The following is a 13,692-nucleotide window of genomic DNA, read 5'->3' as shown; positions in this document are numbered from 1 at the left end:
AAGCACATCGATAAGAGCTGTTTCCTATGAAACGAACATTCAAATCGGTACGAAGTCGCTAATCGGCTGCCGTTCTGGCGCCATTCTATTGTACGAACTGCAGCGTAGGCCTCCTGCAGATGCAATTCGAAAATTGCATCATACCAACTTCCGTTACAACAACTCATAGGCTGCTGCCCCGTGTAAATGGTAGATGTCTTCCTTGGCGATAGAAGCTAGCTCCGCTGTGAAATATAAGCATCGCATAAGGTTAAAATTTATATTTTCAAATGTAAAAAAACCTTATTCTCCCCCGCTGTCGAACCCGGCCTTAACCTCTACCAATTAAGCGCATTGCCTGCGTAATCTACATATTCGCACTCGGCCCCGTCTGCCGGAAGCCGCAGCCGCGCCTCAATTAGCCGCAAAATGGCATCTGCCGACTGTTCGGGCGTCAACGCGGCCGCTGCATCAAGCTTACCCTGCATGTAGGTTTGCACCCAGCCCGGATGAACGACCAATACGCGCCCGCCCTGCTTCTTGATTCCGTTATGGATCAGCTTGGACTGCATGTTTAGCGCCGCTTTCGACATGCAGTATGCGAACCAGCTGTCCCGGTAGCAATCGCCTATGCTTCCAGCCTCCGATGAAATGTTGATCAGAAATTTCGAATCGCCCTTCAGAAGCAGCGGCATAAACGTCTGGCTCATCCGCAGGCTGCCCAGCGTGTTCACGTTAAAGACGTCCATCATCTCCGCATAATTTAGCGGATCCAGCACGGTTGCTCCAATGTCGCCGAGGATAGCGCCGTTATTGATTAACAAATCAAGCTGATCCGTTTTCCCGGACGCCGCTTCAAATGCCCTTGCCACGCTCTCATCGCTCGCGATATCTAGAGGTAGCAGACAAAGCTGATCAGCATGCGCTTCTTTGAGTGCTTGAAGCTCCGGCGCTTCATCCGCGTATTGTCCCGCAAATACATGAAAGCCCTGCCTCAGCAAGCCCTTCACAAGGGCGAGACCAACCCCGCGATCCGTGCCCGTTACAAAAGCTGTTTTTTTCATTTCGTTCACTTCTCCGATCACTATTCATTCGCCGCTCGCTATGCATGATGGATAAGCATTTGCGCATAACTTAGATACGGTTGTAATGCGCCTAATCAGCAGGAGGGCTATCATTTTGCGTACACGAGCTGTAATAAACAATGAATTTAAAATTTACGTCATACCCGCTTGGAAATGGAAGGAGTTTCTGGCCTTCGAGCTCATCGGCGGTACAGCGTTTTATTTACTTTGCAGAAAATTAGCCCATTCCGAGCTGTTCGGAATGGCCGCCAATATCGCCGGACCCCAAATGCTCAAATATTTAATGGCCGCTTACCGGCTCGATGCAAAAAACGTTCCGCAGCCTCCGCCGGGCTAGCGGAATTGCAGAACGTTTCTTTCCTCTTAAAATCCGAAGTATGCTTTCGCATTGCGGTAAGAGATGTTTTGAACCATATCGCCGAGCAGCTCCATATCATGCGGAGCCTCGCCGTTTTCTACCCATTCGCCAAGCAAATTGCAAAGTATGCGTCTAAAGTATTCATGCCTTGTGTACGAAAGGAAGCTGCGGGAGTCGGTCAGCATGCCGACAAAGCGGCTTAGCAGACCTAGATTCGCAAGCGCATTCATCTGGTCCAGCATGCCATTTTTAGTATCGTTGAACCACCATGCCGAGCCAAGCTGGATCTTACCCGGCACACCGCCGCCTTGGAAGCTGCCGATAATCGAACCGAGCACATCGTTATCTTTCGCGTTTAGCGAATAAACGATCGTTTTTGGCAGCGCATCGTCCGTATCCAGAGCATCAAGCAGTTTGGCAAGCGGATATGCCACTGCGCTGTCATTGATCGAATCGAAGCCGGTATCGGGTCCAAGCTTGCCAAGCATGCGGGAGCTGTTGTTTCTTGCGGCGTTAATATGGAACTGCATCGCCCAGCCGCGCTCCGCATATAAGCGCCCCAGGAAGAGCAGCGTATGCGTTTTATACTGCTTCTCTTCCTCCAAGGTGACGGTTTCCCCGTTCAACGCTTTGGCAAAAACAGCGGCAGCCTCAGCCTTCGTCGTCTCCGCATAAGCCACATAATCAAGCGCGTGGTCAGAAACCTTGCAGCCGACCTCGTCGAAAAATTTCACCCGTGCGGCAAGCGCGGCAAGCAGCGCGTCATAGCTGTCGATCGCGGCGGAAGCCGCTTCGCCAAGCTTGCTTACCCAATCCCGGAAGGCCGGCCGGTTTATTTCAAGCGCTTTGTCCGGACGGAAGGAAGGCAGCACCTGCACGTTGAAATCCTCTAATTCCTTGATCGCGATATGGTACTCAAGGGTATCGACCGGATCATCCGTCGTACAAATGACCTCTACGTTCGACATTTTGATCAAATCACGCGCTTTGAACTGCCCCGTCGCCAGCTTCGCGTTGACCTGCTCCCATATCGCACCCGCATTCTTTTCGTTAATAAGCTCGTTTACGCCAAAATAGCGGCGAAGCTCCAAATGCGACCATTGATACAAAGGATTGCCGATCGTCTGCGGAACCGTTTTGGCCCAGGCCTCGAAACGATCGTAATCCGTTACTCCTTCTCCGCCTGTTACGAAACGCTCCTCTACGCCGTTCGCGCGCAGGGCACGCCACTTGTAGTGATCGCCGTAGAGCCACGCCGCCGTCAGGTTCTCGAAACTCGTATTCTCCAAAATTTGCTGCGGGCTAAGATGGCAGTGGTAATCAATAATAGGCATATCCTTGGCAAAATCATGATAGAGCCTTACCGCTGTTTCGTTAGATAGCAAAAAATTATCGTCCATAAATGGCTTCATTTCAGCTTTCCCCCTGAACACTATTTGTGAAATTTCACAAGGTCGTCAATCTGAACGGCAAGCCCCGTTTGAATGGAGCGGTTAGCGGCAATGCCCGTTAGGATCGATCTGGCTCCGTCGATATGATTAGCTGCGCGGTTAAAAGGATCCTCCACCGGCTTGCCGAATAAATCGTTCAGCAGCACAGGATCGCCGCCGCCGTGGCCGCCTACGCCTTCCTCTACCTCAACCTCGTAAGGCGCAGCAAACATCGGGAACACCTTAATCGTTTTCTCCTTCAATGCGCCTTCATCCGCTTTCTTGCCGCCTGAATTGACGTACGATTGCTCGACGATATTCATCTCAAGGCGTCCCTTCGTTCCATTAAACGCAATGCGGTAGCCCTCCCACGGCAAGTAAGCGTTTAACGAATACGTCAGAATGGCGTTGTTTTTGTAACGGACAAGCACGCCCATGGTGTCTTCGATATTGATGCCGTCACCGAATACGCTCTGATCGCGGCGGTAGCCGTCCTCGTGTTCCGCATCCAGATACATCGCTTTCAAATGGTTATTTTTATCCAAGTGTAGCGCAAAAGGATCGTTCTCGGCAATCGGATTTCCGGTCGCGCGTTCATAGAATTGCGTTTCCCCGCGCTGCTCCGCATTTTCGCGTCCGTAGAACAGCAAATCGCCAAAGGCGAATACGGACTCCGGCTGCGACCCGATCCAGAAGTTGACGAGATCGAAGTGATGCGTCGATTTATGCACGAGCAAGCCGCCGCTGTTTTGTTTATTGCGATGCCATCTGCGGAAATAGTCGGCGCCATGCTGCGTATTCAGCAGCCATTCGAAGTGAACGGAAGTCACTTTGCCGATCGTACCGTTCGCGATAAGTTCTCTGGCCTTCGTATGATGCGGCGCATACCGGTAGTTGAATGTTACCCGCACATTGCGGCCCGTCCGTTCGACCGCATCCAAAATGTCTTGGCATTTTTTCTCGTCGACCGTCATCGGCTTCTCCGTCACGACATCGCAGCCGAGCTCCAGCGCGCGAATAATGTACGTATGATGCGTACGGTCCATGCTCGTGACGATAACCGCATCCGGCTTCTCCTGCTCGATCATCCGGTCGAATTCGTTTGATTTGTACGTTCTTACGGCCTCATATTTATATTTATCCACTAAAATGCGGTTAGCGTAGTCCATTCTTGTTTGGTTGATGTCGCAAAAAGCAAGCAGCTCCGATGTCTCTCTGAAATCGGTTGCAAGCGCTCCGTAAAAAAATTCGGCTCTCCCGCCGCTTCCTACCAGCACATAACGTTTTTTTGTCATTATCATTATTCCTCCCTAAAAATTGCTTGCTTCCATATTACCGCATGAGAATGCTATAATTCTCTGCATATCATGCTGAATTTTCTCATAACACCGCTTTTCTTGCGGTTCATGTAAGGAGCTCGCCTATTATGAATAATGAAATTGAAATATGCAGCTTCGGCTCCACACCTGAGCTGTTTGTGGAATATACGAAACGCTCGGCCCCTTTTACGATGGAGAATGACCATTATCATGACTATTACGAAATTTACTATATGCTGTCCGGGCAGCGGATTTATTTTATAAAGGATCGTTCCTATTCCATTGAGCAAGGCGATCTCGTCTTCATTTATAAGCATGAGCTTCACAAAACGATGCAAACCGGCAGCGGCGCCCATGAAAGGCTGATCTTTCATTTCAATGACGCGAAGCTTCAGGGCTTGGCAGGAAAACATACGGAGCTGCTGTCAGCCCCGTTCAAACAGCAATCACACATCATCCGTCTGCCAAGGCAGGAGCAGCTGGCGCTGGAGCAGCTAATGAGGCGATTGGTTTCGGAAATAAAGGAGGAGCCTGCAGGCTACGAGCTTTTCCCGCCATATGCTCTAACGGGACTGCTGCTGACCGCAGCCAGGTATATCGAGCAGCATGATCCGGCGCCGATTCAACATGCGACGCCGATGCACGCCAAAATCTCGGAGGTCATCCGCCATATTAACGCTCATTTCGCAGAGCCGCTTCGGCTTGGCGGACTCGCCGAGCATTTTTTCATCAGTCCCTACTATTTGAGCCGCATGTTCAAGGACGTAACCGGGTTTACTTTCTCCGACTACGTCATTCTGACGCGCATCAAAGAAGCGCAGCGTCTGCTTCGCGAGTCCGATAGCAGCATTACGGAAATTTCGGCAGCGGTCGGCTTCGATAACTTTTCCCATTTCGGCAAAACGTTCAAAAAAATCACCCGGGATTCCCCGCGAGGCTATCGGAAGCAGTATAAAGGAATTTGATTCATCCATGTCGCAATTTCACACATATATCGTCATTAAATTATACTAAAAATAAGAGAAGAACTATGTTAAATTATATTTGTTGTCATAAATTTATACATGAAATGTAGATCCACTAATAGATGCCCAGGGAGAGATGAACCGATGATTCGAATTGGTAAAATCAGTTATTGGCATGTGCACGCATGGGATTATACGAAGCAGGCCCAGGAGCATCCTGGTACGGAAATCGTAGCGGTATGGGATGAAATTGCACAACGCGGACAGGCTGCAGCAGAAAAGCTTGGAGTTACGTTCTATGAAGATCTGAACGAAATGCTGAGCCGCGATGATATTGACGCGGTTATCGTTGATGCTCCAACGGCAAGGCACCAAGAGGTAATCGTCGCCGCTGCTAAAGCTGGCAAACATATTTTCACCGAGAAGGTCATTGCGGCTACCCTGAAGGAATTAAACATAATACTGGATGAAGTCACCAAAAATAATGTAAAATTAACGGTATCGCTGCCGCGTTTAAACGATGGCTATACGCTTGCGATCCGGGATATTTTATCGCAAGGCGTGCTTGGAAAAATAACGCTGGTACGCGCTCGTCTGTCTCATAACGGAGCAACCGCCAATTGGCTGCCTGAGCATTTCTACAGCTTAGAGGAATGCCTCGGCGGCGCTTTAATCGATCTGGGTTGCCATCCGATGTATTTGACCAGACTGTTTATGAACGAAATGCCCAAAGAAGTATCGGCTCATTTCGGCTATGTCACCGGCAAACAAGTGGAGGATAACGCGGTAGCGGTCTTGACTGCGGCTTCCGGCGCGATCGGAATCGTAGAGGCCGGCTTCGTTAACAACCATTCACCGTTTACGCTGGAAGTGCATGGTACGGAAGGAACGCTGCTGTACGGTACGCCCGAGAACCAGCTTCTGCTTCGCACTTCCGGTTCCGGAGCCGGATCATCCGAGAAGTGGACGGAACAAGCCATCCCGCCAGCTCGGGAGAGTGCTTTTCACCAATGGGTACAGCATATTGAAAATGACACGACAGCCGATGAAAATGTAAGCCTTGCCAGTGATTTAACAAAGTTGATGGAGGCTTCAAATCTCTCCGCCCGCGAACACCGCGCCGTCCGGATTGATGAGCTGAGCAAGTAATACCAAATGGAATTGGGTGACTCCGAGGAGGAATCAGCATGCCTAACTTTCCTTACGAAATGATGCATGAACGTCAGGATGCGCTTGAGCGCCTGGAGCTCTGCATCAGGTGGGGACAATACGACATCCATGTGCTGCGCTTCCATTTAACGCAATTTCCTCCCGGAAGAGTCATAGGCTTCCATAAGCATGCCGAGTATGAATTTCATTTCATCCCGCAGGGCAAAGGAAAGGTCATTATCGTTGACCAGGAATATGCGCTGAAGCCCGGCATGCTGTATTTGACCGGACCTGAAGTTATGCATTATCAGGAAGCGGATGCCTTTGAAGCGATGGATGAGCTCTGTCTGCATGTCGATATTATCGACCGAAATGCCGGGAATAACAACGGCGATCCTTATACTTACGACCATTGGGAAGCTGCCGAAGCCCATGATTGCATCGAGAAGCTGCGCTCGCTTCCCCTCTATCCTGCAGCGGACCTGCATCAAGCGATGCCCCGTTTCCTCGAAGCCTATCAGGCATGCAGCGATAATTTTGTCGGCAGCTATACCACCATCAAGCAGACCGTTATTCAAATTCTGCTGCGTGCGGTACGCGCTTATGACACGGCGAACGAACAAAAGCAGTTTCCGACGCGCGATATGAAGGCTTACCGTTACCGGCTCGCCTTGGAATACATTTACGCGAACTACGACGGCAGCATCACGCTCGAAGACGTAGCAGACAAGCTTAACCTGAGCTCGCGGCATATTCAGCGTTTATTTAAGGAGCTTCATCACGGGCATACCTTCAGCCGCATACTCGAGGATATCCGGTTAGCGGTCGTATGCCGGGAGCTGCTGGAAAGCGAGCAATCCGTCGAACAGATCGCGAAGCTCGCAGGCTTTGCCGGCGGTAACTACCTGCATGCAGTCTTTCGCAAAAAATTTGGCGTCACGCCCTCCGAATACCGTAGGAGCGCTCGTCAAACCCAATTGCAATAACAATAATTTATAACTATTAGGAGGCAATTTATCATGTCTAAAGTATATAAACTTGCTATTATCGGCTGCGGCGGAATTGCAAACGGCAAGCATTTGCCTAGCTTGAAGAAACTCGATAACGTTGAAATCGTTGCATTTTGCGATATCGTCGAGCACCGCGCTTTTGAAGCTGCCGGCTTGTACGGCGCTGAAGGCGCAAAAGTTTACACCGATTACAAAGAGCTGTTGACTGATCCTGCCATTGAAATCGTTCATGTCTGTACGCCAAACGACTCGCACGCCGATATCTCCATTGCGGCGCTTGAAGCCGGCAAGCATGTTATGAGTGAAAAGCCGATGGCAAAAACCGCTCACGACGCACAGCGTATGGTTGATGCGGCTCGCCGCAGCGGCAAGAAGCTTACCGTTGGTTACAACAACCGCTTCCGTCCGGACAGCCAGCATTTGAAGAAGCTTTGCGCAGCAGGCGAGCTTGGAGACATTTATTACGCGAAAGCGCATGCGATTCGTCGCCGCGCCGTACCGACTTGGGGCGTGTTCCTCGATGAAGAGAAACAAGGCGGCGGACCGCTTATCGATATCGGTACCCACGCGCTTGATTTGACGCTTTGGATGCTTGACAACTATAAGCCAAAAGTCGTGCTGGGCACTTCCTATCACAAGCTTTCGCAGCGTGAGAATGCGGCAAACGCATGGGGACCTTGGGATCCTGCGAAATTCACGGTTGAGGATTCCGCATTCGGTATGATCGTCATGGAGAACGGTGCTACAATCGTGCTTGAATCCAGCTGGGCGCTCAATACGCTTGAGGTTGACGAAGCGAAATGTACGTTGTCCGGTACGGAAGGCGGAGCGGATATGAAGAACGGTCTTCGCATCAATGGCGAGAAACACAGCCGTTTGTACACGACTGAGATCGATTTGAAGGCAGGCGGCGTAGCTTTCTACGACGGCAAAACAGAGAGCGAAGCGGATCTCGAAATGAGAATGTGGCTGAAAGCTATCGACGAGGATACCGATCCTGTCGTTACGCCTGAGCAAGCTTTTGTTGTTTCGCAAATTTTAGAAGCGATTTATGAGTCCTCCAAAACCGGCAAAGCCGTCTATCTATAAGAAATAAGCAATCACGTTTTTGAATGACAAATAAATAAAGGCAGCGGAAGCTTGGACATATAAAGTCCTGGCGGCCGCTGCCCTTTTTTAAACTAATTTTCTCGTTACGCAGAAAATTCATTGCCATTGGCATAACCCCGTCCTATTGGGCCGGATGGAAAAAGCCAGCATCCTTCATGATGAACTCCTCAATCTTTTCGACGATAAGCCCACCATTCTCTTCAGAGTTACGTTTTACTTGAATCCATTCTGGGTCTTGTCTAAATTGATCCCATAGCCGTTGACGCTCTGCTAAATCAGAAAACTCCATCACATAATATAGTTTGCTCCGACCTTCTCCATCGATCCAAAAATTTACTACCTTCATTCCCAGCCTCTCGAATATTGTGAGCGTATGATCCTTAAATCGCGCTTGAATCGCATCCATTCTGCCAGAATAAATGGTATAAATCCGCAGCTCATACAACATGATATCGCCTCCTGTACCTCACTTTTTTATAAGAATTATTTTCATCAACTTATTATAATGTATCATAAAATAAAAATCCGACAACCTTGGTAAAGTTTCCTTTTTTTAAAGATGATATCTACTTTCGGTTAGAGCAAGCCCTGAAAGCCAAATCACATTACTAAAATAAAATCTAGTTTATGCATTGCAAGATAATTCTCTAGTAATTCAGTCACTGTCGGTTCGGATGCGTAATATTGATTGTCAACAAATTCTGATATTAGAAAATATGTTGGCGGGAAAAGAATAATTATTTTGTGATCCAACCAGTGGAATCAATGCCAGCAGCCTTAGTCGTTGAACTATCGGTTCCTATTAGCTGAATTATCTCAATCACTTTCTTTTATTTTTTCTATCATTTCACTAACACAATGTTCTATATCCTTATTTGAGCAATCAAGGGTTTTATCACTATATTGAATGTATAGCGGAACTCTTTCCTCGTAAACGTCCTTAAGACTTTTTCCTTTCTTAATTACAATGCCTCTGGTTGTTATGTTTATTCTCCTTTTAATTTCTTCATATGGGACATGCAAATAAATAATCAACCCACCCTTTTTAAGGACATTCATAGCTTTTTCTGAATATATAACACTTCCACCTGTAGATATAATGCAATTTTTCAGTTGCAATTCAGATATATTTTTTTCTTCGATTTCCATAAATTTTTCGATACCGTCATTATCAATTATTTCTTGTAACAACCTGCCTTCATGTTGTTGTATAACAATATCTGTATCCACGAAATCCATTCCTAAAGCTTTTGCAAGCAACACACCTAAAGTGCTTTTACCAGCTCCAGACATACCTATAAGAACAATATTCATATTCTTCCTCACTTTTGTTAATTGGTATTGGTTTCGTTAACCATTCGGTATTTCTTATAAATATCCTTCACAGGATAACGTTATATTGTCCGTTACTTCAATGAAAAAGCAGACTGCCGAGGCAGTCTGCTTCATTCCCAGTACTTATCCGTTAGCGTAACAAAGTGTACCTAGATGTTCCGATAGTTTTTTTTCATAGTGTCTGTGTCAACTAATCCGTTACAACAATATATGGTGTGAAGTATCATTACCTTCTCACTTTTCGAATGCAAATGTCAAAACGATTTCTCGGTGACACTTTCTTGCAAAGTACTATCAGTAATTTTATCCCATATAAAAAATCGTATTTCGTATCCATAATGTTCATGTAATTGTATCCATAATGCAGTAATATAAACATAATATATTAAAAGGAGGCTTCTACATTTGACAGTTAAAGCTGGTATTAAAGCTATTAAACTCGAAATGAATGCAGGCGGGCGTCCGTTTATCGTTCATGCGGCATTGCTGTGGGACGATCATGACGTCATCTTGGTGGACACTGGGATCCCCGGACAGACTGAGCTTATCCGCGATGCGCTCGCCAAAGAAGGATTCGCCTTTGATAAACTGACAAAAATCATAATCACACATCAGGATCTGGATCACATCGGAAGTTTACCGGAGCTAATCGAGGCTTCGGAGGGGCGTATAAAGGTGCTCGCGCACGAATTGACGAAGCCATATATTTTAGGGGAAGTTCCATTGATAAAAAGAGGCATTGTCGTTCCGCCGGTCAAGGTCGATACTATCCTGCAGGATGGTGACGTTCTTCCTTATTGCGGCGGCATACGAGTCATCTTCACGCCGGGACACACGCCAGATCATATATGTTTGTTCCATGAACCGAGTCAAACCTTGATTTCCGGGGACGCCCTCATTTCTATCGATGGACAGCTGATGCCGCCCGACTCCAACTTTACAACCGACATGGAAACGGCGCTGAAATCGGTCGCCAAGCTGCTGGACACAGACATCGAAACGGTCATCACCTACCATGGCGGCGTATGCAACGGATCTATCCGGGAACGGCTAGCCGAGATTGCAGGTAAATAAGACGATTAAGGAAGGTCATTCCGATTCAGCTTGTGCAAGAATTACAGTCTTTGTTTGGCAGGATCAAGATTTAAAGGATTTTAGGGTAAAAAGGGGATGCTGCCAGCCTGGCAGCATCCCCTCTTTCGAATGTTCTTCTACTAAATTTCATAACTGGCCAATCGATTCAAAAATTGAATGGCACGTGCGCTCTGAGGATTTTCCAAAACATTCTCCGGCGGCCCTTCTTCAATAATAACTCCGCCATCCATGAGAATGACGCGATCTGCTACATCCGCTGCGAACTTCATCTCGTGAGTGACGATTATCATCGTCATCCCGTCCGAAGCAAGCTGCTTAATAACCTTGAGCACCTCGCCAACCAATTCAGGGTCCAGCGCTGATGTCGGTTCATCGAACAGCAGCACCTCAGGATCAACAGCCATTGCTCTGGCAATGGCAATCCGCTGTTGTTGTCCACCTGACAATTGATGCGGGTAAAATTCTGCTTTATCGGCCAAGCCAACCTTAGCCAGCAGCTCTGCGGCGCGTTGTCGAGAGTCTGACTTGCTCTTCTTCTGCACAGTCACTTGCGCTTCCATAATATTCTCAATAGCTGTTTTATGTGGAAAAAGGTTAAACGACTGGAACACCATACCCGTTTGCTTGCGTAGGGCTACAGCTTCCTTCTCCCGAATTTTCTTCCCCGCCTCAAAATCCAACGTTTGCTTCCCGACTGTTAATATGCCTCGATCAGGCACTTCTAAAAGATTAAAGCATCGAAGCAGCGTCGTCTTGCCGGAACCGGAAGGGCCTATTATCGCGAGCACTTTGCCCCTCTCCAAAGTCATATCAATTCCCTTCAGAACTTCCAATGATCCGAAGGATTTATGCAAATTGTGAATTTCGATCATCTATACTCTCTCCCTTAGCTTGCGGAATACCGTGCCAGTCGTTTCTCGGTAACATTCTGCAGCCACGACAGTACAGAGCAGAACAACAGATAGATGGCCCCAGCGGTGCAATAAATCAGAAGAGGCTCGTACTTAGCTGCGTTGATTTGTTGCGCTACACGGAACATCTCCACGTAAGTAATCGTAGCTGCAAGAGACGTATCCTTTACTAGGCTAATGAACGAACTGCCCAGCGGCGGAATCGACACGCGAGCCGCCTGCGGTAAAATGACTCGCCGAAGCGCCTGCCACCTCGTCATACCTAGTGAATATGCTGCCTCCCATTGGCCTTTCTGGATCGACTGAATCGCTGCACGTACGATCTCGGAGCCGTAGGCGCCTACACTGAGCGTGAAGCCGATGACAGATGCAGTAAACGGATCTAATATAATTCCCACGTAAGGAAGACCATAGAAGATAATAAACAATTGGACAAGCAGCGGTGTTCCTCGGATGATCCATACATAGAAGCGTGCAACAAGCCGCAGTACTCTTATGGTGGATAGTCTTGCAAGAGCAGTAGCAACAGCTAAAATGAGACCAAGAGCAAATGAAACTAAAGCTAGCGGAATCGTAAAAAGTACCCCTGCTTTAAGCAGGGGCAGCAGTGAATCTATAAGAATCTCTATTTGACGATCAGTCATATTATAAGCATCCTTTACGCCTGTGGGCTGTTAGTCAGCATGGCAGCATTCATTATTTGGAGACGTCTGCTCCAAAATATTTCTCGGAGATTTTCAAGTAAGTGCCATCGCTCTTCATCTCGGCAAGCGCGCCGTTTACCGCCTCAATCAAAGCTTCATTTCCTTTTCTGAAAAGAGCGGCGTTCCTGGCTGCATCCGGTGCTTCAGCAACGATTTTAAGCGGCAGGTCAGGCTTTTGTTTCTTTAAATCCAAGAAAGATATTCCGTCATTTACGGTAGCATCGATACGCCCCGAAGCAAGCAGATCGATCGCTTGGTTGAAACCATCCGTCGTGACAATCTCTGCCCCATTCTCGCGGGCAATATCAGCGAGATTGCTTGTTAACGACTGTCCTGCTTTTTTGCCTTTCAGGTCCGCGAACGTTTTAATATCCGTGTTATCTTCAGCAACGATCAATACTGCTTTGGAAACGATATAATCATCAGAGAAATCATATTTTTCTTTCCGTTCATCCGTAATGCCCACTTGGTTGAAAATAGTATCAAATCGCTCAGCATCAAGGCCAGCGATAATGGAATCCCACGAAGTCTCAATGAATTCAGCCTTTAAGCCAAGCCGCTTAGTAATCTCTTCAGCTATCTCGACATCGAAGCCGGTGAGCTTGCCTGACTCATCATGAAATGTAAATGGCGCGTATGTGCCTTCCGTACCGATACGGAGCTTGCCGCTCGCTTTAATCGCATCCCAAGCCGCTTGCCCCGGTGCTGCCTCCGCAGTTGGGCTTCCCGCTGGCTCCTGGGTGCCACCATTGGTATTGTCTTTTTTGGCACCGCAAGCTGCTAGCAGCAATACGGTAAGTGCTATCAACAATGTTAGTGTGCTCAATCTCTTCATGTTATTACCCCTCGCTATTCTTCTTTGTAATGTATGGACAGGTTGACTACATGAATATTATAACGTAGGTGGTGCTGTGTCAATCCCTTTTTCCCTAGTATTCTTATATGAATTATATATTTAAAGGATTTGTGAAGATAAAATCATTATAGCCATGTACAAAAAGGCATAACCATATTTAAAAAAAGGCGCTGTCCCATAACTAAAAATCTATGACTATACCGCTTGATGGTTCAACCCATCATTTTCAAATGAATCGACCATTACAAATATCAATTTTCTCCTCTAGTCATCACATCTTTTTTAACTACCCGACAGATATCCCTTACGGATTCTTGATGCGGACATATACTTAAGAAAACCCGATGGGGAGGATGCATATGGTTATGAAATCAGATCGACTCACG

At 47.5% G+C, this 13,692-nt stretch carries 14 protein-coding genes; 6 read left to right on the top strand and 8 right to left on the bottom strand.

Annotated elements, in window-relative coordinates; all coding sequences use genetic code 11:
* Nucleotides 1-317: 317 nt before the first annotated feature.
* Nucleotides 318-1,043, bottom strand: a complete 726-nt coding sequence (locus ACN6MW_RS21470; protein WP_419871986.1) for an SDR family oxidoreductase — start codon at nt 1,041-1,043, stop codon at nt 318-320.
* Nucleotides 1,044-1,158: 115 nt separating this feature from the next.
* On the opposite strand from ACN6MW_RS21470, the gene ACN6MW_RS21465 reads away from it, so the two are divergent.
* The gene (locus tag ACN6MW_RS21465) at nt 1,159-1,401 is read left to right on the top strand and encodes a hypothetical protein (protein WP_419871985.1); all 243 of its coding nucleotides are present in this window, start codon (nt 1,159-1,161) and stop codon (nt 1,399-1,401) included.
* A gap of 26 nt (nt 1,402-1,427) precedes the next feature.
* Here the strand turns inward: ACN6MW_RS21465 and uxaC are convergent, their stop codons facing one another.
* Complete coding sequence (uxaC, locus tag ACN6MW_RS21460; RefSeq protein WP_419871984.1) at nt 1,428-2,834, bottom strand: glucuronate isomerase; 1,407 nt, start codon at nt 2,832-2,834, stop codon at nt 1,428-1,430.
* Nucleotides 2,835-2,854: 20 nt separating this feature from the next.
* Nucleotides 2,855-4,150, bottom strand: coding sequence for a Gfo/Idh/MocA family protein (locus ACN6MW_RS21455; protein ID WP_419876410.1), 1,296 nt, complete (start codon nt 4,148-4,150; stop codon nt 2,855-2,857).
* 128 nt (nt 4,151-4,278) lie between these two features.
* Between ACN6MW_RS21455 and ACN6MW_RS21450 the strand changes: the two genes are divergently transcribed.
* The 4 genes from ACN6MW_RS21450 (at nt 4,279) to ACN6MW_RS21435 (ending at nt 8,384) form a co-directional block, all read left to right on the top strand.
* On the top strand, nt 4,279-5,136 hold the full coding sequence (locus ACN6MW_RS21450; protein ID WP_419871983.1) for a helix-turn-helix domain-containing protein: 858 nt from the start codon (nt 4,279-4,281) through the stop codon (nt 5,134-5,136).
* Nucleotides 5,137-5,280: 144 nt separating this feature from the next.
* The gene (locus ACN6MW_RS21445) at nt 5,281-6,285 is read left to right on the top strand and encodes a Gfo/Idh/MocA family protein (RefSeq protein WP_419871982.1); all 1,005 of its coding nucleotides are present in this window, start codon (nt 5,281-5,283) and stop codon (nt 6,283-6,285) included.
* 38 nt (nt 6,286-6,323) lie between these two features.
* Complete coding sequence (locus tag ACN6MW_RS21440) at nt 6,324-7,271, top strand: AraC family transcriptional regulator (protein ID WP_364143865.1); 948 nt, start codon at nt 6,324-6,326, stop codon at nt 7,269-7,271.
* Between the two features lie 33 nt (nt 7,272-7,304).
* Complete coding sequence (locus tag ACN6MW_RS21435) at nt 7,305-8,384, top strand: Gfo/Idh/MocA family protein (RefSeq protein ID WP_419871981.1); 1,080 nt, start codon at nt 7,305-7,307, stop codon at nt 8,382-8,384.
* A 142-nt stretch (nt 8,385-8,526) separates the two neighbouring features.
* Here ACN6MW_RS21435 and ACN6MW_RS21430 read toward each other — a convergent pair whose 3' ends face one another.
* Together ACN6MW_RS21430 and ACN6MW_RS21425 are read right to left on the bottom strand one after the other, a co-directional pair.
* On the bottom strand, nt 8,527-8,853 hold the full coding sequence (locus tag ACN6MW_RS21430; protein ID WP_419871980.1) for an NIPSNAP family protein: 327 nt from the start codon (nt 8,851-8,853) through the stop codon (nt 8,527-8,529).
* 368 nt (nt 8,854-9,221) lie between these two features.
* The gene (locus tag ACN6MW_RS21425; protein WP_419871979.1) at nt 9,222-9,719 is read right to left on the bottom strand and encodes a shikimate kinase; all 498 of its coding nucleotides are present in this window, start codon (nt 9,717-9,719) and stop codon (nt 9,222-9,224) included.
* A 426-nt stretch (nt 9,720-10,145) separates the two neighbouring features.
* On the opposite strand from ACN6MW_RS21425, the gene ACN6MW_RS21420 reads away from it, so the two are divergent.
* Entirely contained in the window at nt 10,146-10,814 is a 669-nt protein-coding gene (locus ACN6MW_RS21420; protein WP_419871978.1) for an MBL fold metallo-hydrolase, read from the top strand.
* A 140-nt stretch (nt 10,815-10,954) separates the two neighbouring features.
* Here ACN6MW_RS21420 and ACN6MW_RS21415 read toward each other — a convergent pair whose 3' ends face one another.
* Genes ACN6MW_RS21415 through ACN6MW_RS21405 form a run of 3 tightly spaced genes read right to left on the bottom strand, consistent with a single transcriptional unit; the run spans nt 10,955 to nt 13,285 of the window.
* Nucleotides 10,955-11,707 (bottom strand): amino acid ABC transporter ATP-binding protein, encoded by a 753-nt coding sequence (locus ACN6MW_RS21415; RefSeq protein WP_419871977.1) that lies wholly within the window; start codon nt 11,705-11,707, stop codon nt 10,955-10,957.
* A gap of 14 nt (nt 11,708-11,721) precedes the next feature.
* Nucleotides 11,722-12,390 (bottom strand): amino acid ABC transporter permease, encoded by a 669-nt coding sequence (locus ACN6MW_RS21410; RefSeq protein WP_419871976.1) that lies wholly within the window; start codon nt 12,388-12,390, stop codon nt 11,722-11,724.
* Nucleotides 12,391-12,442: 52 nt separating this feature from the next.
* A complete protein-coding gene (locus ACN6MW_RS21405) occupies nt 12,443-13,285 on the bottom strand; it encodes an amino acid ABC transporter substrate-binding protein (protein ID WP_419871975.1) in 843 nt (280 codons plus the stop codon).
* Nucleotides 13,286-13,692: the final 407 nt, after the last annotated feature.

Source organism: Pristimantibacillus sp. PTI5 (genome assembly GCF_048572955.1).
Lineage (GTDB): Bacteria > Bacillota > Bacilli > Paenibacillales > Paenibacillaceae > Pristimantibacillus.
The sequence above is the reverse complement of the archived record's forward strand: the minus strand, read 5'-3'. Positions and strand labels throughout refer to the sequence as shown.

What these genes read in the sequence shown, in the direction of transcription:
- ACN6MW_RS21470 (WP_419871986.1), bottom strand. Translation starts at nt 1,043, where the DNA reads ATGAAAAAAACAGCTTTTGTAACGGGCACGGATCGCGGGGTTGGTCTC.
- uxaC (WP_419871984.1), bottom strand. Translation starts at nt 2,834, where the DNA reads ATGAAGCCATTTATGGACGATAATTTTTTGCTATCTAACGAAACAGCG.
- ACN6MW_RS21450 (WP_419871983.1), top strand. Translation starts at nt 4,279, where the DNA reads ATGAATAATGAAATTGAAATATGCAGCTTCGGCTCCACACCTGAGCTG.
- ACN6MW_RS21445 (WP_419871982.1), top strand. Translation starts at nt 5,281, where the DNA reads ATGATTCGAATTGGTAAAATCAGTTATTGGCATGTGCACGCATGGGAT.
- ACN6MW_RS21440 (WP_364143865.1), top strand. Translation starts at nt 6,324, where the DNA reads ATGCCTAACTTTCCTTACGAAATGATGCATGAACGTCAGGATGCGCTT.
- ACN6MW_RS21435 (WP_419871981.1), top strand. Translation starts at nt 7,305, where the DNA reads ATGTCTAAAGTATATAAACTTGCTATTATCGGCTGCGGCGGAATTGCA.
- ACN6MW_RS21430 (WP_419871980.1), bottom strand. Translation starts at nt 8,853, where the DNA reads ATGTTGTATGAGCTGCGGATTTATACCATTTATTCTGGCAGAATGGAT.
- ACN6MW_RS21425 (WP_419871979.1), bottom strand. Translation starts at nt 9,719, where the DNA reads ATGAATATTGTTCTTATAGGTATGTCTGGAGCTGGTAAAAGCACTTTA.
- ACN6MW_RS21415 (WP_419871977.1), bottom strand. Translation starts at nt 11,707, where the DNA reads ATGATCGAAATTCACAATTTGCATAAATCCTTCGGATCATTGGAAGTT.
- ACN6MW_RS21410 (WP_419871976.1), bottom strand. Translation starts at nt 12,390, where the DNA reads ATGACTGATCGTCAAATAGAGATTCTTATAGATTCACTGCTGCCCCTG.
- ACN6MW_RS21405 (WP_419871975.1), bottom strand. Translation starts at nt 13,285, where the DNA reads ATGAAGAGATTGAGCACACTAACATTGTTGATAGCACTTACCGTATTG.